The organism is Streptomyces sp. NPDC059371 (genome assembly GCF_042751995.1).
Classification (GTDB): domain Bacteria; phylum Actinomycetota; class Actinomycetes; order Streptomycetales; family Streptomycetaceae; genus Streptomyces.
Map to the genome: position 1 here is coordinate 245,595 of NZ_JBHYXD010000002.1, position 25,831 is coordinate 271,425.

Consider the following 25,831-nt stretch of genomic DNA (forward strand, 5'->3'; position numbering starts at 1 on the left):
TCGGGTCAGCGCAGCGCGGGCTCGTCCAGGGTCAGTGTCCCCGCGTCCGCGTCGAGCTCGGCGCGGAGTCCGAACGGCATCGTCAGCGTCCCCTCCGCGTGCCCGAACCCGGCATGCTCGACGACCGGAACGCCGAGCGGGCCGAGCCGGTCGGCGAACACCGCGCGGAGTCTGTCGTACGGGCCGCAGTCCTGCCAGGAGCCGAGTGCGACCCCGGCCACCCCGTCGAGCCAGCCGCCGCGCAGCAACTGCGTCAGGATCCGGTCCAGCCGGTAGGCCTCCTCGCCGACGTCCTCGATCAGGAGCAGCCCGCCGCGGGCCCCGGCACGGGCGTGCGGGGTGCCGAGCTCGGCGGCCAGCAGGCTGGCGCAGCCGCCGAGCGTGACACCGCGGGCCTTCCCGGGCACGAGCGGCACGGCTTCGGCCGGGGCGATGGTCCGCACCGACTCGGGTTCGAAGAGCGTCGCCCGCAGATGCTCCCGCGACCTCTCGTTCTTCAGGAAGCCGAGGGACGACACCATCGGACCGTGCAGGGTCGCGAGCCCCACCCGCGTGGCGAACGCCTCGTGCAGGGCGGTGATGTCGCTGAAGCCGACGAAGACCTTGGGACCCGCGGCGCGGATGGCGTCCCAGTCGAGGAGGTCGATCATGCGCTGGGCGCCGTAGCCGCCGCGGGCGCACAGCACCGCGGCCACGTCCGGGTCGCACCAGGCCGCCTGGAAGTCGGCGGCCCGGTCCGCGTCCGTCCCCGCCAGGTAGGCGAACTCGGTGTGCCGGTCCAGGACATGGGGTGCCACGACCGGGTCGAGGTCCCAGCCGCGCAGGATGTCGAGGCCGGCTTCGAGCCGTTCCTCGGGGACGGGCCCGCTGGGTGCGACGACCGCCACCCTGGCCCCGGCGGCGAGCCGCGCGGGCCTGGTCAGTGCGGTGATCGGTGCGGTCGTTCGGGTCACTCGTGGGGCTCCAGGTGCTGATGGTTCATGTGCTGGTGTTCAGGTGCTGGTGTTCAGGTGCTGGTGTCGAGATGCGGGTGTCAGGTGTTGACGTCGTGTGCTGGTGTTCAGGTGTCGGCGTCGGGTGCTGGCGTCGGGTGCTGGTGTTCAGGTGTTGGCGTCGGGTGCTGGTATCAGGTGTCAGCGTCGGGTGCTGGTGTTCAGGTGCCTTTGCGCATGTGTCTTCGGTTCATGTGTCTCCGGCGGCCGGGGCGCCTCACTTGGACAGCTCCAGGGTGGGGATGCCGGGCGGGTTCAGTCCGAGGACCTGGGCGTACAGGGAGAGTTCGGACTCCAGGGCGCGCACCATCGTCTCCGCGCGACGGAAACCGTGCCCTTCCCCCTCGAAGGCGATGTAGGCGTGCGGGACGCGGCGGCCCTGCTCCTCGACCCTGGCCAGGAAGCGCTCGCACTGCACGGGCGGGCACACGGCGTCCTCGAGCCCCTGGAGCAGCAGGAAGGGCACGGTGATCCGGTCGGCGTGCGTGGACGGCGACCGCTCGGTGTACCGGGCCGGCACCTCGGCGATCGGACCGACGAGCGATTCCAGGTACCGCGACTCGAAGTCGTGGGTCTCCCCCGAGGCCCATTCGGTGAGGTCGACGACGGGATAGAGGATCGTGCCGCAGGCGTAGACATCGGTGGTGGCCAGCGAGGCGGCCGTGGTCCAGCCGCCCGCGCTGCCGCCACGGACGGCGAGCCGGCGCCCGTCTGCGGTGCCCTCCTCGGCGAGCGCGAGCGCGACGGCCGCGCAGTCCTCGACGTCGACGACACCCCACTGCTCCCGCAGCAGGTTGCGGTACTCCCGTCCGTGACCGGTCGATCCGCCGTAGTTGACCTCGGCCACCCCGATGCCCCGGGAGGTGAAGTAGGCGATCTCCAGGTCGAGCACGAGCGCCGACCTGCTGGTGGGGCCGCCGTGGACCCAGACGACGTACGGCGGGAGTTCGTCGGCGCGGCCGACGTGACCGGGGTGGTGCGGCGGGTAGATGTGCGCGTGGACCTCGCGACCGGCGGGGCCGGTGAAGGTGCGGATCTGGGGTTCCGGGTAGTACGCGGGGTCGACCGGGTCGTCGTGCGCGGCGCCGATCACCCGGGCCCGCCCGGTGCGGGCGTCCAGTTCGACGACCTCGTGGGCGCTGCGGGGACTGGCCCCCACGCCGACGACCCTGCTGCCGTGCACGGCGAGCGTGGGCGCGAACTCGGTCCAGGGACCGGCCGCGTCGACGACTTCACCGGTCTCGGGGTCCAGAATCCCGAGCGCGGTGGCGCCCCGTCCGTGCACGACGGCGACCAGCCCGCCGTCCAGCGGCGCGAACCACCGGAGGCCGATCTTCCAGAGGGGGCCGCCGAACTCCTCCTCGCGCGGACAGACGGCGATCGCCTCCCCGTCCGCGCCGAGGCGGTGGAGGTTCCACCAGCCGCTGCGGTCGCTCGCGTAGAGGAGCGTGCCGTCGGCCGCCCAGTCGGCCTGGACGACGGACTCCTCCGGGCCGCCCGCGACGGGCCGCGCGGCGGACAGCGTGCCGTCCTCGGTGACGTCCGCGAGGATCACCTCGGTGCCGTCCCACGGCATCCGCGGGTGGTCCCAGGCCAGCCAGACCGCCTGCCGGCCGTCCGGAGAGAGCCGGGGCCCGGTGACGAACCGGTGCCGCCCGTCGGACAGTTCGTGCACGGCGTCCCGGTCCCGCGCCGCGGATCCGTCCAGCGGCACCGCGACGACGGCCCGGCGCACATCGGTGGGCCCGTCGCCGGTGAACTCCTCCATGACGCACCAGACTTCGCCGCGCTCGGGCCGCACCTGCGGGTCCACCCACCGCAGTCCGCCCCCCACGGGTGAGAGAGGGGTCAGCGGGCGCGGTTCGCTCCCGGGTTCGCAGCGGTAGAGACGCTGGTCGGCGAAGTCGACGAAGACGATCAGCGGGCCTTCGGGACGCATGACCCCCGCCCAGGGGCTGCCGCCGTACTCGATGACGCGGCTGCGTACGTTCCACGGGGCCGGGAGGACCGGCTCCTCGGTGCCGTCCGCCCTCCGCCGCACCAGCGTGCGCCGCCCGCCCTCGGTCGGCCGGGGCTCGGTCCACCAGGCCTCGTCTCCGACGAAACCGACGAACTCGGGATGGCCGTCGTGCGCGGCGGCGAGCCTCGCGTCGATCGGCGAGGGCCATGCGCCGTATGACGTGGTCTGCATCTCGTCCCCCTAGGCCGTGCGCAGAAAGCGGTCGAGGACGCGGACGCCGAAGTGGAGCGCCTCGACCGGGACGCGCTCGTCGACTCCGTGGAACATCGCCTGGTAGTCGAAGCCCTCCGGGAGCTTGAGCGGGGAGAAGCCGTAGCCGGTGATGCCGAGGCGGGAGAACTGCTTGGCGTCCGTGCCGCCGGACATGCAGTAGGGGACGACATGGCCCTCGGGTGCGAACTCCTCGACGGCCGCGCGCATCCGCGCGTACGTCGGTGAGTCCAGCGGCGCCTGGAGCGCCACCTCGTGGTGGTGGAACTCCCACTCCACGTCCGGTCCGCTGAGCCGGTCCATGGTGGTGCGGAACTCGTCCTCGCCGCCGGGCAGATAGCGGCCGTCCACGTAGGCGACGGCCTCCCCGGGAATCACGTTGATCTTGTAACCGGCGCTCAGCATCGTCGGGTTGGCACTGTTGCGGACGGTCGCCTCGACGAGCGCGGCTGCCGGGCCGAGCTTGCTCAGGAGGGCGTCCACGTCGTCCAGGCCGCCGTCCACGCCGTACAGGGCCGCGAGTTCGGTCAGGGCGGCCCGCACGGTCGGGGTGATGCGCAGTGGCCACTCGTGGGCGCCGATGCGGGTGACCGCCGCGGCGAGGCGGGTCACCGCGTTGCTCCGGTTCACCTTGGAGCCGTGCCCCGCCCGTCCACGCGCGGTGAGTCTGAGCCAGCCGGTGCCGCGCTCCCCCGCGGCGATCGGATAGAGCTGCCGTCCGCTGCCGTCGTGGAAGGTGAACGCCCCGGACTCGCTGACGCCCTCGGTGCAGCCCTCGAAGAGTCCGGGGTGCTCGTCGGCCAGGAAGCCCGAGCCGTCCTCGGCGCTCGCCTCCTCGTCCGCGGTGAAGGCGATGACCAGGTCACGGCGGGGCCGTACCCCTTCGCGCGCCCAGGACCGGACGACGGAGAGGATCATCGCGTCCATGTTCTTCATGTCGACCGCGCCGCGTCCCCAGACGACGCCGTCACGGATCTCCCCGGAGAACGGGTGGACACTCCAGTCCTCGGCCTGGGCGGGCACCACGTCCAGATGACCGTGGACGAGCAGCGCGTCGGCGGACGGGTCGGTGCCCTCCAGCCGGGCCACGACATTCGTACGCCCCTTGGTGCGCTCCAGGAGCGTGGGCTCCAGGCCCGCTTCGGCCAGCCGCGCGGCGGCGTACTCGGCGGCCGGGCGCTCCTGGCAGTCCCCGCCGCCGCGGTTGGTGGTGTCGATCCGGATGAGGTCCGAGGTGAATTGGACGACCTCGTCAAGTGCCCGTTCGTCAGCCATACTGCTCCTCCACCGCGGCCGAGACGATCGTGGTGACCGCCTTGAAGGTCCGAATCCCCTCGTACATCGTGTCGCTGGTGTACGCGATCTTCCGCTCGCCGACTCGGCCGACGCCCGGGACGACGGTGGCGGCCATGGCCAGATGTTCGGCGTCGAACTCCAGGGCGATCGTGAACGGCCCGCCGGCGACCGGCTCGTGACGCACCGCCAGGGCGGCCGCCTCCTTGGCCGCGGCCCGGATGTCCGCGGAGGTCCTGGCCGGTGTGCGGCACACCGCCGCGTACCGCGAGACATGGTCCTTCACGGCGACCTTCAGCGCCTCGGGCGCATACCCCAGGGCGTCCTCGCAGGCCACGTCGTCGCCGGTGACCAGAACGACCGGCACGCCGTACTCGGCGACGACGCGCGCGTTCAGCAGCCCCTCGCTGGCCCGCACGTCGTCGACCCACACGCCCGTGATGGAGTTCGCCAGATAGGTGTGGGCGAGGACGCCCTCCATGCCCGCGCCCGCGTGGTAGCCGACGAAGGCGATGCCGTCCACGTCCCCTTGCTGCACGCCCTCGACCATGGACAGTGACTTGTGCCGCCCGGTGAGCATCTCCGCTCTCTCGTCGAGCCGCTCCAGCAGCAGGTTCCGCATGGTCCAGTGGGCTTCGTTGATCAGCACCTCGTCGGCGCCGCTGTCGAGGAAGCCGAGCACCGCGGCGTTCACGTCCGAGGTGAACAGCCCGCGGCACCGCTCCCACTGCGGAGTCCCCGGCAACACGTCGGCCGGCCAGGTCACACCTGTGGCGCCTTCCATGTCGGCGCTGATGAGGATCTTCATGCCGAAACCGTACGCGCTTCGGCCCGGACCCGGCAGAGCCTGTGGACAACTCTCGCCGGTCAAGGCCGCTCATGTCACCCGGCGCGTCCGGCCACCAGCCACCGCGACGGAAGTTCGATGAGGGTGCCGTCGGGCGTGTGCTCGGTCGTGAAGAGCGGGAGCTCACCGCTCGCGAGGACGGTGAGGCCGGCCTGGCGCAGATGCTCGGGAACCGCCGCGTCCTCGACCTCGCCCGGCGCGATGCCGTGCCGGAACACCGGGGCCAGCTTGGCCGGAGGGCCGTCCGGGCCCTGCGCGAGGGCGCGCAGGATCGGACCGGCGGCCTCGGCGAGCTCGACCAGGAAGACCCGGCCCCGGTCGCCCGCGAGGGTGGCCAGGCCGTCCGCCAGCGGCTGCCGGTCATCGGGCTCCGACTGGTGGAGCACGCCCCGCATGTAGACGTTGGCGTCACCGAGCTCGGCGTGCAGCGCCTCGGTCTCGGTCTTGTCCGCCGCGTCGAGCAGGCGGTACCGGGCCCGGCCCGCCGGATCCGCGCCGCGGGCGTGATCGAGCGCCGCGGACACGAGGTCGGTGCCGACGACCTGCGGGAACCGGTCGGACAGGAAGCGGGTCTGGGTGCCGTTGCCGCAGCCGAGGTCCACCAGGGGCAGGTCCGGCGCCGTCAGGTGCGGCTCGAAGTGGGCGAGGTGGACCGCGGCCGTGAGCGCCGGCTCGGCGTCCCAGAGGACCCCGCCCTGTCCGCCGGGGGCCTCGCGCCAGAAGCCCTCCCAGGCTCCCCTGTACCGACTGCTCACGCTCATGCCCGCTCCCGGGGTCGCGACCGCGCCCGCCGGGACCCGGCGGGCCTGATCGGTCTACCGCGCCGGGCGTACGCCGACAAGCCGCCGGCGCATTCCTTCACCGCTCATTCGAACCCCGTCCCCCTTCACCCACCGGAGCCGCGCCGGTGTGCGGGACGCACCGCGAACGGATCAGCCGCGCGGGAGTGTCAGTTCGAACCACACGGTCTTGCCCGCGCCGGTGCGGCTGGCGCCCCATTCGCGGGACAGCGCGCTGACGAGCCGCAGTCCGCGTCCGAACTCGTCGCCCGGACCCGCGCTGAGCAGGATCGGGAGCGTGTGGTCGTCGTCTCCCACCTCGCACAGCAGGGTGTCGCCGCGAACGAGCCGCAGCTCGATCCTGCGGCTGTGCGCGTGGCGTACGGCGTTGGTGACGAGCTCGCCGACCATCAGCTCGGCGTTGTCGGCGAGACCCGTCAGGCCCCACGTGTGAAGCTGTTCGCGGACGACGGCGCGCGCTCTGCCGGCCTCCGCCGGGTCGAGCGCCAGGCGCCATTCGGCGACGGCCTCGGGCCCGATGCCGTTGAGCCGGGCCATCAGCAGGGCGACGTCGTCCTTGCGCCCGCCCCGTGTGTTGAGGGCACGGATGATGGTGTCGCAGGCCTGGTCCATGGAGGCGGCCGGGTGGGCGGCGGATTCGCACAGGGTGGCCAGGCCGACACCGATGTCCTCGCCGCGCACCTCGACCAGGCCGTCGGTGCACATCACGAGCCGGTCCCCGGGCTCCACCCGTACACGGACCGCTTCGAAGGGCACTCCGCCGACGCCGATGGGCGCTCCGGTCGGCAGGTCGAGCAGTTCGCTGCGACCGTCCGCGGCGCGGACCAGGACCGGCGGGATGTGGCCCGCGTTGGCGAGGTGCAGCATTCCGGCGATCGGGTCGTAGACGGCGTACAGGCAGGTCGCGAGGTAGGTGTCGCCGAGGCGCTGGGCGAGGTCGTCGAGGTTGCGCAGGAGCTGGGCGGGCGGCAGGTCGAGCGCGGCCATGGTCTGTACGGCGGTGCGCAACTGGCCCATCATCGCGGCGGAGTTGAGGCCGTGGCCCATGACGTCCCCGACGACCAGGGCGGTGCGCGAGCCGGGCAGCTTCACCGAGTCGAACCAGTCGCCGCCGACGCGCCCGAGGAGTGTTCCCGGCAGATAGCGGGTGGCGATGTCGCAGCCGGCCATGCGGGGTTCGATGGTCGGCAGCATGCTGTCCTGGAGGGTCTCGGCGACGCTCTCCTGATAGGTGTACATGCGCGCGTTGTCGAGCACCAGGCCCGCGCGGGCGGCCAGTTCGGCGCCGGTGACCCGGTCCATGTCGTTGAACTCGACACGCTCGGGATGCCGCAGCAGGATCATGAACCCGAGCACCACCTGACGGGCCTTGAGGGGCACGACCAGCATGGAGCGGTTGGTGATGAGCGGCCTGATGTCGCGCTTCTCGAACTGCGCGGCGATCATGTGCCCCATCCGCTCGCTGATGCGCGGCACGAGGACGGGCTCGCCGGTGGTCATGCACTGGAAGAAGGGTGTGTGCGCCGGGAAGGGCATGGCCTCGCCGACCGGCACGACGTCGTCCCAGCGGCCCGGCTCGTCCGTGTGCTCCAGGGCGACCCGGTGCCACAGGGTGGTCGTGTCGGGGACGCCTTCGGGGAAGCCCTCACCGGCTACGACCTGCTCGCGCAGATAGGTGCCCGCCACGTCCGTGAAGCGCGGCACGACGGCCCGGCTGACCTCCACGATGGTCCGCGACAGGTCGAGGGAGGTACCGATGCGCCCGCTGACCTCGTTCAGGAACTCCAGGCGCTCCCGCACCGCCACGTACTCGAGGTCCTCGCCCTCGTCGTCCGGGAGGTCCCGCGGCAGGGGCGCTCCGGAGGCGGCGGCCCGGACGGCCCGCTCGCGGCGCGCCCTGCGTTCCGCGCGCCGGGGCACACCCCAGTCGGGGGTGACGGGCACCCGGTCGTTCTGGCTGAACTCCAGCACTGGATAGCCCAGTTCCAGCACCTGCGAGACGATGCGGGCGCTTTCGCCGACGCTCATGCTGGGCAGGATGTCGGGGAGCCGACGGGCCAGTTCCTCGGCGCCGGGGAAGTCGGTGTGCAGCGCGAAGCCGGGTGCGATGCGCTCGAAGGAGACGTCGTCGTCCTCGTGCCGCATCGCGGCCGCGTCGGCGGCGAGCACGAGCAGCCGCTCCGGGCCGGGACCCACCAGCGGGTAGGCCCACCACAGGACGTCGATCCGCTCGGGACCGGCCGCGGTGAGCCGGGCGCGTCCGGCGGCGGGGTAGGAGAGATGTCCGTCCAGGGAGGACTCCAGGCCGGGCCCGAGTCCGTCGTACGTGGCACGGCTTCCGAAGGGAGTCGCGCCCGAGTCCTCGGGGAGCGCCCCGGAGACCGGGAGCAGGTCCACCGCGTGGCGGCCCAGCGCTTCTTCCTTGGGGGCGCCGAAGAGACGCCGTGCGCCGCTGCTCCAGTGCGAGACGAGTCCGTCGCGGTCGACGACCACCACGGCCAGCGGGATGCGGCCGGCGTGCTCCGGCGCGCCGTTCCCAGCTCCGGGGCTGGGAGCCGCGCCCGCTTCGGTGCCACGGTCCATGGCCCAGGCCTCTCTCCCCACGGCTCCGCAAGATCTGTGCCGCCTCGACCACCGTACGGCGACGGCCCGTCGCGATGTGCGGCAACGCGGGAATTGGCGCCGACAGGGGCGGCTCCGGCGCGCGGTGCGCCCGCCCGGGCGTCCGTCTGGCCGGGCCGGCATGTGGGTGAGCGCGCGTCAGTCCTCGTGTCCCACCTGCAGGTCGTGCTCGGTGCGGCCGCCTCCGGCGACCTGGAGCACGGTGGCCACGGGCGGGTAGCCGGCGGCGATGACGGTGTACTCGCCGGACGACAGGTCGATGAACCGGAACGTCCCGTCCGGGCCGGTGGTGAGGGTGTCGACCACGTTGCCCGCGGCGTCCAGCAGGGTCACGCGCGCGTCCTCCACGGGCCGTCCGCCGCCCGCCCGGGTGCGAGGGCCGGTTCGTCCCGCACCGAAGTGATCCCGCCCACGTGTCCGCTCCCCTCGTCGCGCCCGCCGCACAATTGCCGCCAATCGCGACAACTTCCGGCAAGCGTGACGAGTTACGGCACAGTGTCGTGCGGGAGGGAGATCCACCCGAAACGGTGAGGACACAACACGCTGTCGGGAACGGCCTCTTGGCGGCCGCGACCGTCAAGTCGCCGCCCGGAGGCCGCACCTGAGCCTCCGGGAACCGCCGGCTCCCGGAGGACGGGGCTCACTTCTCGGCGTGCGCCGCGAGGTTGGCGAGCAGGGTGTCGTAGATGCGGCCGAGGCCCTTGGGCGCGAAGGTCCGCTCGAAGAAGCCGCCGATGCCGCCCGCGCCGTTCCAGACGCTGGTGACCACGACGCGCGACTTCCCCTCGCCAGCCGGGGTGACACGCCAGGTGGTGACCATGGAGGAGTTGCGGTCCTTCTCGACGAGTTCGCCGTCGGTGGGCTCGCTCACCTCCAGCAGGCAGTCACGGACACGCTTGCTCGTGGCCTGGAGCTTCCAGTGCACGAGGGTGCCCGCGCCGTCGCCGCCCTCGCGCACCTCGTACTCGCTGAAGTGCTCGGGCAGCAGCTTCGGCCGCGCGCCGCTGTAGTCGGCCAGGGCGTCGAACACCGCCTCCGCGTCCGCCGCGATGACCCGCTCCGTCGTGGCCTCGACCTGCGCCATGGCACTTCCTCCAGCACTTGGTTCCCGGGATGTACGGCCAGCCAACCACCCGGCGCCCCGGCCGCCCAAATCGGGGTGCCCGTGATCGCGCACGGGGCGGCCCGGGAATCGCGCGGAGCGACTCGGGAATCAGGTCGCACGATCAAGGGAACATGTGTTCTATTCTCTGTCCAGTACTACCTAGGAGGCGCCATGCGCTGGGAGAACCTGACAGCGGACCCCGCCGGGGGCCCCGCCCGGGACGCCGCCCTGTTCGGCGCGGACGCGGTCACGACGAGGACCTTCGACACACCGGAGTTCCGGGGGATCACGTTCCACGAGATCCGGGCGCGGTCGATCGTGAACCGGGTGCCCGGGGCCTCCCGGATGCCGTTCGAGTGGACGGTCAACCCCTATCGAGGCTGCTCACACGCCTGCGTCTACTGTTTCGCCCGCAAGACGCACAGCTATCTGGACCTCGACACCGGCCTCGGCTTCGACTCGCAGATCGTGGTCAAGGTCAACGCTCCGGAACTGCTGCGCCGCCAGCTCGCCTCGCGCCGCTGGCTCGGCGAGCACATCGCCATGGGCACCAACGTCGACTGCTACCAGCGCGCCGAGGGCCGCTACCGGCTCATGCCGGGCATCATCGCGGCCCTGCGCGACCACGCGAACCCCTTCTCGATCCTGACCAAGGGCACGCTCATCCTGCGCGACCTCGATCTGCTGAAGCAGGCCTCCGAGGTCACCGACGTCGGGATCTCGGTCTCCGTGGGCTTCACCGACGGCGAGCTGTGGCGCACCGTGGAGCCGGGCACCCCGGCCCCCGAGCGCCGCCTGGACGTCGTCCGGACCCTGACGGACCACGGCATCGGCTGCGGTGTCCTGATGGCCCCCGTGATCCCCTTCCTGGGTGACCACCCCGCCCAGCTTCGCGCCACCGTACGGGCCGTCGCCGCTTCGGGAGCCACCTCGGTGACCCCTCTGGTGCTGCATCTGCGGCCCGGCGCACGCGAGTGGTTCATGGCCTGGCTGGAGCACCACCACCCCCACCTCGTACGACGCTACGAGCGGCTGTACGCGGAGGGCGCTTACGCTCCGAAGTGGTATCAGCGCCGGATCACCCGTCAGGTCCACGAGCTGGCACAGGAGTACGGCATCGGCCCCGCGCGCGCGGGAATGCCGCGCCGGATCACTCCACCCGAGCCCGTTGACGCACCGGCTCCCGTCGCCCCGGAACCTACGCAGTTGACGCTGCTCTGAAGGCCGATGACGATCCGTCACGGCGGCCTGCCGCGCGCCCCCGCGCGACCTTTTCCCCGAAGGCCGCGGGTACGGCTCGTGACGGCATCCGAGCGCATCGGGCGACCCAATCGGGTCGAGTCTCGCCGTAACACGTTCCTCCAGGACCACCGCCCGGCACGATACGGCGAAGGCCGTGGCGTGCACGGCTCAGATTCCTCCGTCCTGGGAGGCCTTGTGAAGAAACACGCAGCCGCGCTGTGCGGGGCGGCCGTCGTGCTGGCCGGGATGATCACGTCGATCCCCGCCGACGCGAGCACCGGCCCCGCCGCCGCACCGCCCACCACCCGGACCGCCGGACCCGTCTGGAAGAAGTGCGGCACCACCGCCTATCCGACGCTCCAGTGCGCGTCCGTGAAGGTGCCGCTGGACCACACGAACCCCTACAGCGAGCGGATCACCCTCGCCCTGTCCCGCGTCCCGCACACCGCCAAGACGTACCAGGGACCGCTGCTGGTGAACCCGGGCGGTCCCGGCGGCAGCGGACTGACCCTGGCCGGTTTCGTCGCCTCCGCGCTGCCCGAGGCCGTGGCGGCGCAGTACGACGTCATCGGCTTCGACCCGCGCGGTGTCGGCAAGAGCAAACCGGCCCTGGACTGCGAGCCGGGGCACTTCAAGCCCGTCCGCCCCGACACCGTTCCGGGCACCAGGGCCATCGAGAAGGCCAACCTCGCCCGCGCGAGGAACTTCGCCGTGGCGTGCGCCAAGAAGTACGAGAACCTGCTGCCGTACCTCGACACGGTGAACGCGGTCCGCGACATGGACGCGATCCGGGCCGCCCTCGGCGCCAAGAAGATCAACTACTTCGGCTACTCGTACGGCACCTATCTGGGAGCCGTGTACGCCAAGCTCTACCCCCAGCGGGTGCGCCGGCTGGTCCTCGACTCCATCGTCGACCCCACCGGGGTCTGGTACGACGACAACATCGGCCAGGACTACGCCTTCAACGACCGGCACCTCGCGTTCCTGGCGTGGGTCGCCAAGAACAACGCGGCCTACAAGCTCGGCACCGACCCGGCCGCCGTCGAGGCCAAGTGGTACGCGATGCGCGCGGCGCTCGCCAAGGACCCCGCCCAGAACAAGGTGGGCGCCTCCGAGCTGGAGGACACCTTCATCCCGGGCGGCTACTACAACGGCTACTGGCCCTATCTCGCCGAAGCGTTCGCGTCCTACGTGAACGAGAAGAAATCCGACGCGCTCGTCGAGGCGTACGAGAACTTCGGCGCCGTCGACGCCTCGGGCGACAACGGATACAGCGTCTACACGGCGGTCCAGTGCCGTGACGCGTCCTGGCCGCGCGACTGGAGCCAGTGGCGCGAGGACAACTGGGCGGTGTACGACAAGGCGCCGTTCATGGCCTGGAACAACGCCTGGTACAACGCGCCGTGCGCGTTCTGGTCCACGGACTCGCTCCGGCCGGTGGACGTCTCCAACCGCAAGCTGCCTCCGACGCTGCTGTTCCAGGCGACCGACGACGCGGCCACTCCCTACGAGGGAGGGGTGACCGTCCATCACCAGTTGCGCGGCTCCAGCCTGGTGGTCGAGCAGGGCGGCGGCAACCACGGCATCACACTGAGCGGCAACGCCTGCCTCGACAAGTACCTCGCCGCCTATCTGACCGACGGCAAGGTGCCGCACGGCGGCGGCGAGGCCGACGCGGTGTGCAAGGCACTGCCCGACCCGAAGCCGCTGTCCGAGAAGGCCCTGTCCTCCTCGTCACAGGGCTCGACCCTGCACGGACTGCTCGGCTACCGGGGCTGAACCTCCCCCGCCCGCAAGCCCGTCGGGGGCACTGTCGGACCCATGGTCCACGATGGACCCATGAACGATCCGACGACCGCCTCCGCCCCCGACGGCCTGCGGGTCCGTGAGATGACCCTCGCCGACTGTGCGCGCGTGGCCGAGATCCGGGTGCGCGGCTGGCAGAACGCGTACGAGGGCCTGATGCCGCGGTCGTACCTGGACGGACTCAGCGTGGCAGAGGACGCGGCGCGCCGGCGCGACCGCCTCGAACAGGGCGACGGGTCCGTCGTGAACCTGGTCGCGGAGCGCGCCGGATCCGTGGTCGGCTGGGCCTGCCACGGCCCGCACCGGGACGACGAAGTCCGTTCCAGGGACGTCGAGTTGTACGCCATCTATGTACACCCGGACGTGCTGGGTCAGGGGATCGGGCAGGCCCTGCTGCGGGAGTCGGTGGACCGCTGCGCGGCGGCCGGACACGAGCGCATGCTGCTGTGGGTCCTCAAGGAGAACACCCCGGCCCGCCGTTTCTACGAGAGAGCCGGCTTCGGCCCCGACGGCGCCGAGGAGCCCTTCGAGGCGGCCGGGGTCGCGGTGCCCGAGGTGCGCTACGCCCGCGTGCTGACCGGCGCCGGCCCTGCCCGGGCCCGGACACACGCACCGGCGGAGCCGGCCCCGGAACCGACCTAGGGCCGGCTGGACGGGAACCACCGGACGGGAATCACCGGACGGGAACCGTCGGACAGGCCCTAGATCCGGCCCTCCGGCAGCCGGGCCAGCGCGCGCACGGCCGTCTCCGCGAGCGCCGGGTGGGCCAGCGCCTCGTTCAGGACCCGTCTGGCGCTCGCGTCACCCAGGACGCCGAGCCCCTCCGCACACGCGAGGGCGACCTTGCGGTAGGGGTCGTGCGGGCGCAGCCTGCGCTCCAGGGTGGTGATCAGCGCGGGTACGGCCTCGGGAGCGCGCAGTTCGACCAGGAGCCGCACCGGCTGGAGCGCGTACGCGACCCGCAGCTCGTTGGTGGCGAGCGCCGCGGCGGCGCGGGCGGTGCGCGGGTCACCGAGCCGGGCCAGAGCGCGGGCGGCGGACGCGCAGCGGTGCGGATCGCGGTGGTTGAGCAGCAGGACGAGTGCCTCGAAGGCCCGCCGGTCCCCTGCCGTGCCGAGCCGGAAGGCGACCAACTCCCGCGCCCAGAGCGGCTGTCCCGGCTCGGTCAGCGCCGCGGCGAGCACCTCGGGGTCCGCCGTCCCCACCAGACGTTCGTATGCCGCCGAGGCGCCGGACCCGGCCTCGGCCCGCAGACGCTCCGTGAGCGATCGCAACGCTTCGTCCATGGCTCGAGCTTAGGCAAGCCCGCTAGGCCCTGTCGTCAAATTCCCGTCTGCCCCGCGACGCCATGCACGCACTCTCGACGCACCGGGCACAGACCCAAGTACATCCAGTACGAGGGTCTGAGCCCGGCACGCCGAGAGCACGCACCTGACGCCGCAGGGCCCGCCCTCCGGGCGGACGACGGGAATTTGACGACAGGGCCTAGGTGCGGGGACGTACATCACAAAGTCGGGGGCTGGCGCGCTCGTTACCGGCGGGTTAAGCTCAGACGAGCGAGTTACCCACTCGTGTCTCACCTCTCGGTGGCCTGGTGACGCAGCCACCGTGAGCGCAGTCGGTTCGGTACTTCAGGTACCTCTCAGTACGACATGGCTCCGGGACAGGGCCGGTCGGCTTTCACCGCCCATGGGCGCCCGTTCGACGGCGCCTCGGGACGGCACCGGGCGTGTGCGCTCGTCAGCCCGGAAACACCCGCAACCTCCGCACGGTGTGCGCCTGTCGGCGTACCCGCGTGCGCTCCTCAGTCGTCACCAATTTCTGGAGTCCCGCGATGGCCACTCCCCTGTCCGACACCCCTCTGTCCCCGCTGAAGACCGTCGCCGTCATCGGCCTCGGCACCATGGGCACCGGCATCGCCGAGGTCCTCGTCCGGGCCGGCCGTGACGTGATCGGCATCGACATCAGCGAAGCCGCGGCCTCCCAGGCCGTGGCCACCCTCGAAGCCTCCACCGCCCGCGCCGTGCGCCGCGAGCACCTGAGCGACGCGGAGCGCACCGACGCCCTCGCCCGCTTCCGCACCTTCACCGACCTCGCGGCCGCCGCCGACGCCGACCTCGTCATCGAGGTGACCCCGGAGTCGTACGACATCAAGCAGCAGGTCTTCCGGGCGCTCGACGGCATCGTGCGCCGTGAGGCGATCCTCGCGACGGGCACCAACGCCCTGTCCGTGACGCGTCTGGCCGCCGACTCGGCCCACCCCGAGCGCGTGCTCGGTCTGCACTTCTTCAACCCGGCGCCCGCGATGAAGCTCGTCGAGGTCGTCTCCTCGGTGCTCACCGCGCCGACGGCCGTCGCGGCGGTGACCGACCTGGCCCTGGAACTCGGCAAGGAGCCCGTCGCGGTGGGCGACCGCCCCGGTTTCGTCGCCGACGGACTGCTCTTCGGCTACCTCAACCAGGCCGCCGCGATGTACGAGGCGAAGTACGCCTCCCGCGAGGACATCGACGCGGCGATGAAGCTCGGCTGCGGACTGCCCATGGGCCCGCTCGCGCTGCTCGACCTGATCGGCGTGGACACCGCACGGACCGTCCTGGAGGCGATGTACTCCGAGTCGCACGACCGGCTGCACGCCCCCGCGCCCATCCTCAAGCAGCTCAGCGAGGCGGGCCTGACCGGGCGCAAGTCCGGCCGCGGCTTCTACTCGTACGAGGCCCCGGGCAGCGACGCCGTCGTGCGGGACGCGCTGACGCCGCTGGAGGGCGCCGTCCTGGCGGAGGGCCGCACGGTCCGCTCGGTGGGTGTCGCCGGCTCCGGCACGATGGCCTCCGGGATCGCCGAGGTCTTCGCCAAGGCCGGGTACGAGGTCGTCCTCGCCGCCCGTACCGAGGAGAAGGCGCAGACCGCGAAGGCCCGCATCGGCAAGTCGCTCTCCCGTTCCGTCGACAAGGGCCGCATGACGGCCGAGGCGGCGGCGCGGACCCTGGAGCTGATCACACCGACCGGCAGCTACGACGACTTCGCCGACGTGGACCTGGCCCTGGAGGCGGTCGCCGAGGACCTGGAGATCAAGCAGCAGCTCTTCGGCACGTTCGACAAGGTCTGCAAGCCCGGCGCGATCCTCGCCACCACCACCTCCTCGCTGCCCGTCGTCGCCTGCGCCCGTGCCACCTCGCGCCCGCAGGACGTCATCGGCATGCACTTCTTCAACCCGGCCCCGGCGATGAAGCTCGTCGAGGTCGTGCGGACCGTGCTGACCGCGGACGACGTGCACGCCACCGTGCGCGAGGTCTGCGCGAAGATCCGCAAGCACCCGGTGGACTGCGGTGACCGGGCCGGCTTCATCGTGAACGCGCTGCTGTTCCCGTACCTGAACAACGCGATCAAGATGGTGCAGGAGCACTACGCCTCGCTGGACGACATCGACGCGGCGATGAAGCTGGGCGGCGGCTACCCGATGGGGCCCTTCGAGCTCCTCGACGTGGTCGGACTCGATGTCTCGCTGGCCATCGAGAAGGTCCTGCACCGCGAGTTCCGGGACCCGGGACTGGCCCCCGCCCCGCTCCTGGAGCACCTGGTGGCCGCGGGCTGCCTCGGCCGCAAGACGGGCCGCGGCTTCCGCGAATATGCCCGCCGCTGAGGGTCCGGGCGACTGGTTCGCCGAAGACGGCGACTGGGGCGGACTGCTGGGCCCCGCCGGACACCCCCCGCCCTTCCAGGGCGGGGGGATCCCCGGACATGCGCGCACCCCTGCGCACATGCAGTACGTTCGGGGCATGCCCCAGCCCGCCAGGTCCTCACGTACACCAGCCACGCCCGACGCGCCGGAGAGCGCCGCGGGCAGTCGCGCGGCGGCCCAACGCCTCAAGATGCGCCGGGAACTGGCGGCCGCGGCCATGGAGCTGTTCGCCGCCAAGGGGTACGAGGCGACCACCGTCGACGAGATCGCGGCCCGGGCCGGAGTGGCCCGCCGGACGTTCTTCCGCCACTTCCGCTCCAAGGAAGAGGCGATCTTCCCCGATCACGACGACACCCTGATCCGGGCCGAGGCGGTGCTCAACGCGGCACCCCCGCACGAGCATCCGCTCGACACCGTGTGCCGCGGCATCAAGGAAGTCATGAAGATGTACGCGGCCCAGCCGGAGATCTCCGTCTCCCGCTACAAGCTGACGCGCGAGGTGCCGACGCTGCGCGAGGCCGAGATCGCCTCGGTGGCCCGCTACGAGCGGCTCTTCACCCGCTATCTCCTCGGCCACTTCGACGAGCACGCGCACGACGACGACGCCAACGACGATCCGCTGCTCGCCGAGGTCGCCGCGTCGGCCGTGGTCACGGCCCACAACCACGTCCTGCGGCGGTGGCTGCGGGCCGGCGGCCAGGGCGACGTGGAGTCCCAGCTCGACCACGCCTTCGCGATCGTCCGCAAGACGTTCGGCACCGGGATCGGCGCGGGACGGGAGACCGCGCCGCGACCGGCTCCGGCCTCGTCCTTCACCGAGGGGGACGTCCTGGTGACCGTCGCCCGTGTCGACGCCCCGCTGGACCAGGTGATGCGCACCATCGAGCAGGCCCTCAAGGAACGGTCGTAGCGGCCCGCCGTCCAAGGACGGCCCACTTCTCCGACCACGCGCCGGACACGCTCACTTCGAGCGCGTCCGGCGTTTTTTGTGCCCTGGTTTGAGTGTTTTGCGGCCCGATCTGATCGATCATCGCTCACGTGTTACGTAAAGATTTCACCTGAGCGCAACTTCTGGCACTCCGTGCCTTGTCAGGTGACACGGCGTGCCATACGTTGAAGGAGTCCGGGCGGCCGGCGTGCAGAGACCATACGTACGCCGGCTGTCCCCGCAAGCCCCATGGCCTGCGCGCCCGGACGCCTGCGTCACAGGCAACCTCCTGCGCCAACCACAGCGCTGCCACAGCACCACCTCCGCCGGACCGACGGCACATCCCTCAGCAGCAGCACCGACGTACCCCTCAGCGTTCTCCCTCGGAACGCGCATCGCCGGAGGCAACACCGTGAAGGAAATCCTGGACGCGATTCAGTCGCAGACGGCCACGTCCGCCGACTTCGCCGCTCTTCCGCTCCCCGACTCCTACCGCGCGATCACCGTGCACAAGGACGAGACGGAGATGTTCGCCGGGCTCAGCAGCCGCGACAAGGACCCCCGCAAGTCGATTCACCTGGACGACGTGCCGGTGCCGGAACTCGGCCCGGGCGAGGCCCTGGTCGCGGTGATGGCGTCCTCCGTGAACTACAACTCGGTCTGGACGTCGATCTTCGAGCCGGTGTCGACCTTCAACTTCCTGGAGCGCTACGGGCGGCTCAGCGATCTCAGCAAGCGCCACGACCTGCCGTACCACATCATCGGTTCGGACCTCGCGGGCGTCGTCCTGCGCACCGGCCCGGGAGTCAACTCCTGGAAGCCCGGTGACGAGGTCGTCGCGCACTGTCTGTCCGTCGAGCTGGAGTCCTCCGACGGCCACAACGACACGATGCTCGACCCCGAGCAGCGCATCTGGGGCTTCGAGACCAACTTCGGCGGCCTCGCCGAGATCGCGCTCGTCAAGTCCAACCAGCTCATGCCGAAGCCGGACCACCTGAGCTGGGAGGAGGCCGCGGCCCCCGGGCTGGTGAACTCCACCGCCTACCGGCAGCTGGTCTCCCGCAACGGCGCCGGCATGAAGCAGGGCGACAACGTGCTCATCTGGGGCGCGAGCGGTGGACTCGGCTCGTACGCCACGCAGTTCGCGCTCGCCGGCGGCGCCAACCCGATCTGCGTCGTCTCCAGCGAGCAGAAGGCGGACATCTGCCGCTCGATGGGCGCCGAGGCGATCATCGACCGCAACGCCGAGGGCTACAAGTTCTGGAAGGACGAGCACACCCAGGACCCGAAGGAGTGGAAGCGCTTCGGCAAGCGCATCCGCGAGTTCACCGGCGGCGAGGACATCGACATCGTCTTCGAGCACCCCGGCCGCGAGACCTTCGGCGCCTCGGTCTACGTCACCCGCAAGGGCGGCACCATCACCACCTGCGCCTCGACCTCGGGCTACATGCACGAGTACGACAACCGCTACCTGTGGATGTCACTGAAGCGGATCATCGGCTCGCACTTCGCGAACTACCGCGAGGCCTGGGAGGCCAACCGGCTCGTCGCCAAGGGCAAGATCCACCCGACGCTCTCCAAGGTCTACTCCCTGGAGGACACCGGGCAGGCCGCCTACGACGTGCACCGCAACCTCCACCAGGGCAAGGTCGGCGTCCTCGCGCTGGCGCCCGAGGAGGGCCTGGGGGTCCGCGACCACGAGAAGCGCGCCCAGCACGTCGACGCCATCAACCGCTTCCGGAACGTCTGAGGTCCACCATGACAGAGCGTCAGACAGCCGACGGGCAGAGGGTGTCCGAGCAGGCGCAAAGAGTGAAGGACCGGCCGTGGCTCATGCGCACGTACGCCGGCCACTCCACGGCCGAGGCGTCCAACGAGTTGTACCGGCGTAACCTCGCCAAGGGGCAGACAGGGCTCTCCGTGGCCTTCGACCTGCCGACGCAGACCGGCTACGACCCCGACCACATCCTCGCCCGCGGCGAGGTCGGCCGGGTCGGTGTCCCCGTCTCGCACCTCGGTGACATGCGCCGGCTGTTCCAGGACATCCCCCTGGATCAGATGAACACCTCGATGACCATCAACGCCACCGCCATGTGGCTGCTGGCGCTCTATCAGGTCGTCGCCGAGGAGCAGGGTGCGGACATCACCCAGCTCCAGGGCACGACCCAGAACGACATCGTGAAGGAGTACCTCTCGCGGGGGACGCACGTCTTCCCGCCGGTGCCCTCCCTCCGTCTCACGACGGACATGATCACGTACACGGTCAACCACATCCCCAAGTGGAACCCGATCAACATCTGCAGCTACCACCTGCAGGAGGCGGGCGCCACGCCGGTCCAGGAGATCGCGTACGCGATGTCCACCGCGATCGCCGTCCTGGACGCGGTGTTCGCGTCCGGGCAGATCGCCGAGGACCGCAAGGGCGATGTCGTGGCCCGTATCTCCTTCTTCGTGAACGCGGGTGTCCGCTTCATCGAGGAGATGTGCAAGATGCGGGCGTTCGGGCGGATCTGGGACAAGATCACCCGCGAGCGGTACGGCATCGAGAACCCCAAGCAGCGGCGGTTCCGGTACGGCGTCCAGGTCAACTCCCTCGGTCTGACCGAGGCGCAGCCGGAGAACAACGTCCAGCGGATCGTCCTGGAGATGCTGGCCGTCACCCTGTCCAAGGACGCCCGCGCGCGTGCGGTCCAACTGCCCGCCTGGAACGAGGCGCTGGGCCTGCCCCGCCCGTGGGACCAGCAGTGGTCGCTGCGCATCCAGCAGGTGCTGGCGCACGAGAGCGACCTGCTGGAGTACGAGGACATCTTCGAGGGCTCGCACGTCATCGAGGCCAAGGTGACCGAACTCGTCGAGGAGTCGCTGGCCGAGATCGACCGGATCGAGGCGATGGGCGGCGCGATGGCCGCCGTCGAGTCCGGCTACCTCAAGTCGCAGCTCGTCTCCTCGCACGCCGAGCGCCGGGGCCGTATCGAGGGCGGCACCGACAAGATCGTCGGCGTCAACGTCTTCCAGTCGACCGAGCCGAACCCGCTCACGGCCGACCTGGACGCGGCGATCATGACGGTCGACCCCGCGGTCGAGGCCCGGGTGATCTCCGCGCTGGGGACCTGGCGCGACACGCGCTACCAGCCGCCCTTCAACCACCCGCGCCCGTGCAAGGCGCTGGAGCGGCTGAAGGAGGCCGCGAAGGGCACCGCCAACCTCATGGAGGCCACCCTGGAGTGCGCCCGCGCCGGTGTCACCACCGGCGAGTGGGCCGGGGCCCTGCGTGAGGTGTTCGGCGAGTTCCGCGCCCCGACCGGTGTCTCGTCGGCGCCCGTCGCGGTGACCGCGGAGGAGGGCACCGCGATGGCGCTGGTGCGCCGCAAGGTGGAGCTGACCGCCAAGGACCTCGGCGCCGGCAATCTCCGCTTCCTGGTGGGCAAGCCGGGCCTGGACGGACACTCCAACGGCGCCGAGCAGATCGCCGTGCGGGCGCGTGACGCCGGCTTCGAGGTGGTCTACCAGGGCATCCGGCTGACTCCCGAGCAGATCGTGGACGCGGCCGTGGCCGAGGACGTGCACGCCGTGGGCCTGTCGATCCTGTCCGGCTCGCACGCCCAGCTCGTGCCGGACGTCCTGGAGAAGCTGCGCGCGGCCGGTGCGGCCGACATTCCGGTGATCGCGGGCGGGATCATCCCGAACGCCGACGCCGAACTGCTCAGGGCCGCGGGAGTGGCCGCGGTCTTCACACCGAAGGACTTCGACATCACCGGAATCATCGGCCGTATCGTCGACGAGATCCGGAAAGCGAACAAGCTCGACCCCCTGGAGGTCCCCGCATGACCACGCCCGTCAACCGTCTGCGTCCGCGACGCTCCTGTCTCGCGGTGCCCGGAAGCAACCCCCGCTTCCTGGAGAAGGCGCAGGGTCTCCCCGCGGACCAGGTCTTCCTGGACCTGGAGGACGCGTGCGCGCCGCTGGCCAAGCCCGACGCCCGGCACACCATCGTCAAGTTCCTCAACGAAGGTGACTGGACCGGCAAGACGCGGGTCGTGCGCGTCAACGACTGGACGACCGAGTGGACGTACCGCGACGTCGTCACGGTCGTCGAGGGCGCGGGGCAGAACCTCGACTGCATCATGCTGCCGAAGGTCCAGACGGCCCAGCAGGTCGTGGCGCTCGACCTCCTGCTGACGCAGATCGAGAAGACGATGGGCTTCGAGGTCGGCAAGATCGGCATCGAGGCGCAGATCGAGAACGCCCAGGGCCTGAACAACGTCAACGAGATCGCCACCGCCTCGCAGCGCGTGGAGACCATCATCTTCGGCCCGGCCGACTTCATGGCGTCGATCAACATGAAGTCGCTCGTCGTGGGTGAGCAGCCGCCCGGCTACCCGGCGGACGCCTACCACTACATCCTGATGAAGATCCTGATGGCCGCGCGCGCCAACAACCTCCAGGCGATCGACGGTCCCTACCTCCAGATCCGCAACATCGACGGCTACCGCGCGGTCGCCCAGCGCGCCGCCGCGCTCGGCTTCGACGGCAAGTGGGTGCTGCACCCGGGTCAGGTGGAGGCCTCGAACGAGATCTTCTCCCCCTCGCAGGAGGACTTCGACCACGCCGAGCTGATCCTGGACGCGTACGACTACTACACGTCCGAGGCGGGCGGCAAGAAGGGCTCCGCGATGCTCGGCGACGAGATGATCGACGAGGCCAGCCGCAAGATGGCGCTCGTCATCTCGGGCAAGGGCCGGGCCGCCGGCATGCAGCGCACCACGTCGTTCGAAGCCCCGGAGGCCTGAGCACCATGCAGTTCGGACGCACCTACGAAGAGTTCGAGGTCGGGGCGGTCTACAAGCACTGGCCCGGAAAGACGGTCACGGAGTACGACGACCACCTCTTCTGTCTGCTGACCATGAACCACCACCCGCTCCACATGGACAGCAACTACGCGGAGAAGACGACCGATTTCGGCCGGAACGTCGTCGTCGGCAACTACATCTACTCGCTGCTGCTGGGCATGTCCGTGCCGGACGTCTCGGGCAAGGCGATCGCCAACCTGGAGATCGAGTCGCTGAAGCACGTGGCGCCGACCTTCCACGGCGACACGATCTACGGCGAGACCACGGTCCTCGACAAGACGCCCTCCCGGTCCAAGTCGGACCGCGGGATCGTCTATGTGGAGACCAAGGGCTACAAGCAGGACGGCACGCTCGTCTGCGTGTTCCGCCGCAAGGTGATGGTCCCCACCGAGACGTACATCAAGGAGCGCGGCGGCGAGCAGCCCGGCCGGCCCGAACTCACCGCCCCGGCGGAGAAGAAGACGGAGAAGTAGTCATGGCGCGACTCGCCCAGACCGCCGGTCTGACCGATGTCCAGCAGGAGATCCTCTCCACGGTCCGCGATTTCGTGGACAAGGAGATCATCCCGGTCGCCACCGAGCTGGAGCACCGCGACGAGTACCCCCAGCAGATCGTCGACGGACTCAAGGAACTGGGTCTGTTCGGTCTGATGATCCCCGAGGAGTACGGGGGCCTGGGCGAGTCGCTCCTCACCTACGCGCTGTGCGTGGAGGAGATCGCCCGCGGCTGGATGTCGGTCTCCGGCATCATCAACACCCACTTCATCGTGGCGTACATGCTCAAGCAGCACGGGACGCAGGAGCAGAAGGACCACTTCCTGCCCCGCATGGCGCTCGGTGAGACGCGCGGCGCCTTCTCGATGTCGGAGCCGGCGCTCGGCTCCGATGTGTCGGCCATCACGTCCAAGGCGGTCAAGGACGGCGACGAGTACGTCCTGAACGGCCAGAAGATGTGGCTGACGAACGGAGGATCCTCGAATCTGGTGGCCGTTCTCGTCCGAAGTGACGAAGGACACCCCGAGGGCACGGCACCCCACAAGTCGATGACGACCTTCCTCGTGGAGAAGGAGCCCGGCTTCGGAGAGGTCCGCCCGGGCCTCACCATCCCCGGGAAGATCGACAAGATGGGCTACAAGGGGGTCGACACCACCGAACTCATCATGGACGGACTGCGCATTCCGGCCAATCGAGTCCTCGGCGGCACCACCGGCCGCGGGTTTTACCAAATGATGGACGGAGTCGAGGTCGGCCGCGTCAACGTCGCGGCTCGTGGCTGCGGCGTCGCACAGCGTGCATTTGAGCTCGGCGTCTCATATGCCCAGCAACGTCACACTTTCGGCAAGGCGATCGCCCAGCACCAGGCGATCCAGTTCAAGCTGGCCGAGATGGCTACCAAGGTCGAGGCCGCCCATGCAATGATGGTGAACGCGGCTCGCAAAAAGGACTCCGGGGAACGAAACGACCTCGAAGCAGGGATGGCGAAGTACCTCGCCTCCGAGTACTGCAAAGAGGTCGTGGAAGATGCTTTCCGGATCCACGGCGGCTACGGCTTCTCCAAGGAGTACGAGATCGAGCGCCTCTACCGTGAGGCGCCGATGCTGCTGATCGGCGAAGGTACCGCCGAGATCCAGAAAATGATCATCGGGCGCCGACTGCTCGAAGAGTATCGACTCCAGGGCTAGATGTCCGGGTTCGGGGTGTTTTCTTCGCGAAGAAGATCACACCCCGTCAGCTCTCCTCAGCCGTCGACTCCGCATCTTGGCTTGCCCAGTTGCGGTCTGCGACCGGTACGATCGCGTGAAAGCCGCCGTCCCCCGTTCAGCGCGGCATCATCCGCTACGAAGGTCATCCATGCCCCACAGCCAAACCTCTGCACCTCGCGGCCGGGTCCGCCTCGCGCGCGGAGCATCGCCGTGGCTTCTCCCGACCGTTGCCACCGCAGCACTCAGCCTGGCCCGTTCGCGCCGTTCCGGCGCGGCCAAGGCCGTGGCCGTACCCGTCACCGCACTCGCGGCCGGGATGCTGTGGTTCTTCCGCGACCCCGAGCGCGAGATCACGCAGGGCCGTGTCATCTCGCCCGCCGACGGTGTGGTGCAGAGCATCATGCCGTGGAAGGACGGACGCACCCGCGTCGCGATCTTCATGAGCCCCCTCAACGTCCACGTCAACCGCGCGCCACTCTCCGGCACGGTGACGTCGGTCGAGCACATCCCCGGTGGGTTCGTTCCGGCGTTCAACAAGGAGAGCGAGAACAACGAGCGCGTCGTCTGGCACTTCGACACCGAGCTCGGTGACATCGAGATGATCCAGATCGCCGGCGCCGTCGCCCGCCGCATCGTCCCCTACATCCCGCAGGGGACGAAGGTCGAGCAGGGTGAGCGGATCGGCCTGATCCGCTTCGGCTCGCGCGTGGACATCTACCTCCCCGAGGGTGTCGAGGTCGACGTGGAGGTCGGTCAGAAGACCGTGGCTGGGGTGACTCGAATTGACCGTGATTGATCCCGAGACACAGGCCGGCTGGGTGCCGGAGGCCGATGAGATGGACGACGACGAGGAGATGCCTCTCTCGCTCCGTCTGTCGATAGCGGACACGCTCACGCTCGGCAACGCCACCTGCGGCTTCATGGCGGTGTACTACACCACCACCGGCATCCTGATCCCGCACCTCACGGGCAGCGACGAGTCCGGCATGGCCCGTCACTCCGCCGCGACGGCCGTGATCCTCATGCTCTGCGCCGCAATCTTCGACCTGTTCGACGGACTGGTGGCCCGCAAGCTGCGCTCCTCCCCCATGGGCGCCGAGCTGGACAACCTGTCCGACCTGATCAGCTTCGGCCTCGCGCCGGCGTACTTCGTGCTGGTCTACGGCATGGTCGCGGACGACGCCTACCAGAAGGTGGCGGCGGTCGGGGCGATCGTGGTGCTCCTGGCCGTGGTGCTGAGGCTCGCGAGATTCTCCTGCGTCACGGTGAAGGACGGCACGTTCCAGGGCATGCCGAGCCCGTTCGGCGCGCTGACGGTGGTCTCGATCATCCTGCTGGAGCTGCCCTTCGTCGCCACGCTCATGGCGATCATGGGCACCGCCTGGCTGATGGTGAGCCGGGTCGAGTACCCGAAGCCCCGCGGCCGCCTCGCGGTGGCGATGCTCTCCTGGATCGTGCTCTCGATGGCGCTCCTGGCGGCCTGGGCGTTCGACGCCCCCGGCGGCCAGCTCCTCCTCCAGACCGGCTGCGCGCTGCAGCTCGTCATGGGCGCGGTGATCCCGCTGTTCGCCACGGCCCGCCGGGTGAACAACTTCCGGGGCAACCGCCGTGAGGCCCGAGCCGCACAGCTCCCGTAACACCCTGTACGACACGGAAGGGCCCCGAACCCACCCCTTCGGGGGCCCTCCGGAGGGGGGGTCGTCTGCCCCCCCCGGCGCCCCCCCCCGGGGGGGGC

The 25,831-nt window shown here is 70.4% G+C and carries 20 protein-coding genes and 1 pseudogene; 12 read left to right on the forward strand and 9 right to left on the reverse strand.

The window, feature by feature from the left end; genetic code table 11:
- Positions 1–5: 5 nt before the first annotated feature.
- The 8 genes and pseudogenes from ACFXGX_RS02310 to ACFXGX_RS02345 form a co-directional block, all read right to left on the reverse strand.
- On the reverse strand, positions 6–932 hold the full coding sequence (locus ACFXGX_RS02310; RefSeq protein ID WP_384783826.1) for an LD-carboxypeptidase: 927 nt from the start codon (positions 930–932) through the stop codon (positions 6–8).
- A 277-nt stretch (positions 933–1,209) separates the two neighbouring features.
- Positions 1,210–3,183, reverse strand: coding sequence for a prolyl oligopeptidase family serine peptidase (locus ACFXGX_RS02315; RefSeq protein WP_384783756.1), 1,974 nt, complete (start codon positions 3,181–3,183; stop codon positions 1,210–1,212).
- Positions 3,184–3,192: 9 nt separating this feature from the next.
- A complete protein-coding gene (locus ACFXGX_RS02320) occupies positions 3,193–4,497 on the reverse strand; it encodes a M20/M25/M40 family metallo-hydrolase (RefSeq protein ID WP_384783758.1) in 1,305 nt (434 codons plus the stop codon).
- Positions 4,490–5,323: a M55 family metallopeptidase gene (locus ACFXGX_RS02325; protein WP_384783760.1), complete on the reverse strand. Its 834-nt coding sequence runs from the start codon at positions 5,321–5,323 to the stop codon at positions 4,490–4,492. Before ACFXGX_RS02325 ends, ACFXGX_RS02320 begins: the two co-directional genes overlap by 8 nt.
- Before the next feature lie 74 nt (positions 5,324–5,397).
- Positions 5,398–6,123, reverse strand: a complete 726-nt coding sequence (locus ACFXGX_RS02330) for a class I SAM-dependent methyltransferase (protein ID WP_384783762.1) — start codon at positions 6,121–6,123, stop codon at positions 5,398–5,400.
- A gap of 171 nt (positions 6,124–6,294) precedes the next feature.
- Positions 6,295–8,745, reverse strand: a complete 2,451-nt coding sequence (locus tag ACFXGX_RS02335; RefSeq protein WP_384783764.1) for a SpoIIE family protein phosphatase — start codon at positions 8,743–8,745, stop codon at positions 6,295–6,297.
- A gap of 177 nt (positions 8,746–8,922) precedes the next feature.
- Positions 8,923–9,153 (reverse strand): annotated as a pseudogene (locus tag ACFXGX_RS02340) (carboxypeptidase-like regulatory domain-containing protein); the annotation flags it as partial.
- 271 nt (positions 9,154–9,424) lie between these two features.
- Entirely contained in the window at positions 9,425–9,868 is a 444-nt protein-coding gene (locus ACFXGX_RS02345) for an SRPBCC family protein (RefSeq protein WP_384783766.1), read from the reverse strand.
- A 192-nt stretch (positions 9,869–10,060) separates the two neighbouring features.
- On the opposite strand from ACFXGX_RS02345, the gene ACFXGX_RS02350 reads away from it, so the two are divergent.
- The 3 genes from ACFXGX_RS02350 to ACFXGX_RS02360 all read left to right on the forward strand — a co-directional run bounded on the left by ACFXGX_RS02350 (position 10,061) and on the right by ACFXGX_RS02360 (position 13,579).
- A complete protein-coding gene (locus ACFXGX_RS02350) occupies positions 10,061–11,110 on the forward strand; it encodes an Rv2578c family radical SAM protein (RefSeq protein ID WP_384783768.1) in 1,050 nt (349 codons plus the stop codon).
- 216 nt (positions 11,111–11,326) lie between these two features.
- The gene (locus ACFXGX_RS02355; RefSeq protein ID WP_384783770.1) at positions 11,327–12,910 is read left to right on the forward strand and encodes an alpha/beta hydrolase; all 1,584 of its coding nucleotides are present in this window, start codon (positions 11,327–11,329) and stop codon (positions 12,908–12,910) included.
- A 60-nt stretch (positions 12,911–12,970) separates the two neighbouring features.
- Positions 12,971–13,579 carry a GNAT family N-acetyltransferase gene (locus ACFXGX_RS02360; protein ID WP_384783771.1) on the forward strand — a complete coding sequence of 203 codons (609 nt, stop codon included), beginning with the start codon at positions 12,971–12,973 and terminating at the stop codon, positions 13,577–13,579.
- A 59-nt stretch (positions 13,580–13,638) separates the two neighbouring features.
- Here the strand turns inward: ACFXGX_RS02360 and ACFXGX_RS02365 are convergent, their stop codons facing one another.
- Entirely contained in the window at positions 13,639–14,223 is a 585-nt protein-coding gene (locus ACFXGX_RS02365) for an adenylosuccinate lyase (protein ID WP_384783773.1), read from the reverse strand.
- Between the two features lie 548 nt (positions 14,224–14,771).
- Here ACFXGX_RS02365 and ACFXGX_RS02370 point away from each other — a divergent pair.
- The 9 genes from ACFXGX_RS02370 (at position 14,772) to pssA (ending at position 25,733) form a co-directional block, all read left to right on the forward strand.
- Complete coding sequence (locus tag ACFXGX_RS02370; protein ID WP_384783775.1) at positions 14,772–16,577, forward strand: 3-hydroxyacyl-CoA dehydrogenase family protein; 1,806 nt, start codon at positions 14,772–14,774, stop codon at positions 16,575–16,577.
- Positions 16,578–16,713: 136 nt separating this feature from the next.
- Complete coding sequence (locus ACFXGX_RS02375; protein ID WP_384783777.1) at positions 16,714–17,526, forward strand: TetR family transcriptional regulator; 813 nt, start codon at positions 16,714–16,716, stop codon at positions 17,524–17,526.
- A gap of 430 nt (positions 17,527–17,956) precedes the next feature.
- Positions 17,957–19,294, forward strand: coding sequence for a crotonyl-CoA carboxylase/reductase (gene ccrA / locus ACFXGX_RS02380; RefSeq protein WP_384783779.1), 1,338 nt, complete (start codon positions 17,957–17,959; stop codon positions 19,292–19,294).
- 8 nt (positions 19,295–19,302) lie between these two features.
- A complete protein-coding gene (locus ACFXGX_RS02385) occupies positions 19,303–21,372 on the forward strand; it encodes a protein meaA (protein WP_384783781.1) in 2,070 nt (689 codons plus the stop codon).
- Positions 21,369–22,334, forward strand: a complete 966-nt coding sequence (locus tag ACFXGX_RS02390; RefSeq protein ID WP_326784643.1) for a CoA ester lyase — start codon at positions 21,369–21,371, stop codon at positions 22,332–22,334. Before ACFXGX_RS02385 ends, ACFXGX_RS02390 begins: the two co-directional genes overlap by 4 nt.
- Before the next feature lie 5 nt (positions 22,335–22,339).
- Positions 22,340–22,867, forward strand: coding sequence for a MaoC family dehydratase (locus tag ACFXGX_RS02395; protein ID WP_355764065.1), 528 nt, complete (start codon positions 22,340–22,342; stop codon positions 22,865–22,867).
- A gap of 2 nt (positions 22,868–22,869) precedes the next feature.
- The gene (locus ACFXGX_RS02400; RefSeq protein ID WP_351862229.1) at positions 22,870–24,075 is read left to right on the forward strand and encodes an acyl-CoA dehydrogenase family protein; all 1,206 of its coding nucleotides are present in this window, start codon (positions 22,870–22,872) and stop codon (positions 24,073–24,075) included.
- Positions 24,076–24,244: 169 nt separating this feature from the next.
- Positions 24,245–24,892: a phosphatidylserine decarboxylase gene (locus tag ACFXGX_RS02405; RefSeq protein WP_384783784.1), complete on the forward strand. Its 648-nt coding sequence runs from the start codon at positions 24,245–24,247 to the stop codon at positions 24,890–24,892.
- 22 nt (positions 24,893–24,914) lie between these two features.
- The gene (pssA, locus tag ACFXGX_RS02410) at positions 24,915–25,733 is read left to right on the forward strand and encodes a CDP-diacylglycerol--serine O-phosphatidyltransferase (RefSeq protein WP_351862365.1); all 819 of its coding nucleotides are present in this window, start codon (positions 24,915–24,917) and stop codon (positions 25,731–25,733) included.
- The last annotated feature ends 98 nt before the right edge of the window (positions 25,734–25,831 follow it).

Bases quoted from the DNA above. Each gene is read 5' to 3' on its own strand.
- ACFXGX_RS02315 (WP_384783756.1), bottom strand. From the start codon at position 3,183: ATGCAGACCACGTCATACGGCGCATGGCCCTCGCCGATCGACGCGAGG.
- ACFXGX_RS02320 (WP_384783758.1), bottom strand. From the start codon at position 4,497: ATGGCTGACGAACGGGCACTTGACGAGGTCGTCCAATTCACCTCGGAC.
- ACFXGX_RS02325 (WP_384783760.1), bottom strand. From the start codon at position 5,323: ATGAAGATCCTCATCAGCGCCGACATGGAAGGCGCCACAGGTGTGACC.
- ACFXGX_RS02330 (WP_384783762.1), bottom strand. From the start codon at position 6,123: ATGAGCGTGAGCAGTCGGTACAGGGGAGCCTGGGAGGGCTTCTGGCGC.
- ACFXGX_RS02335 (WP_384783764.1), bottom strand. From the start codon at position 8,745: ATGGACCGTGGCACCGAAGCGGGCGCGGCTCCCAGCCCCGGAGCTGGG.
- ACFXGX_RS02345 (WP_384783766.1), bottom strand. From the start codon at position 9,868: ATGGCGCAGGTCGAGGCCACGACGGAGCGGGTCATCGCGGCGGACGCG.
- ACFXGX_RS02350 (WP_384783768.1), top strand. From the start codon at position 10,061: ATGCGCTGGGAGAACCTGACAGCGGACCCCGCCGGGGGCCCCGCCCGG.
- ACFXGX_RS02360 (WP_384783771.1), top strand. From the start codon at position 12,971: ATGAACGATCCGACGACCGCCTCCGCCCCCGACGGCCTGCGGGTCCGT.
- ACFXGX_RS02365 (WP_384783773.1), bottom strand. From the start codon at position 14,223: ATGGACGAAGCGTTGCGATCGCTCACGGAGCGTCTGCGGGCCGAGGCC.
- ACFXGX_RS02370 (WP_384783775.1), top strand. From the start codon at position 14,772: ATGGCCACTCCCCTGTCCGACACCCCTCTGTCCCCGCTGAAGACCGTC.
- ACFXGX_RS02375 (WP_384783777.1), top strand. From the start codon at position 16,714: ATGCCCCAGCCCGCCAGGTCCTCACGTACACCAGCCACGCCCGACGCG.
- ACFXGX_RS02385 (WP_384783781.1), top strand. From the start codon at position 19,303: ATGACAGAGCGTCAGACAGCCGACGGGCAGAGGGTGTCCGAGCAGGCG.
- ACFXGX_RS02390 (WP_326784643.1), top strand. From the start codon at position 21,369: ATGACCACGCCCGTCAACCGTCTGCGTCCGCGACGCTCCTGTCTCGCG.
- ACFXGX_RS02395 (WP_355764065.1), top strand. From the start codon at position 22,340: ATGCAGTTCGGACGCACCTACGAAGAGTTCGAGGTCGGGGCGGTCTAC.
- ACFXGX_RS02400 (WP_351862229.1), top strand. From the start codon at position 22,870: ATGGCGCGACTCGCCCAGACCGCCGGTCTGACCGATGTCCAGCAGGAG.
- ACFXGX_RS02405 (WP_384783784.1), top strand. From the start codon at position 24,245: ATGCCCCACAGCCAAACCTCTGCACCTCGCGGCCGGGTCCGCCTCGCG.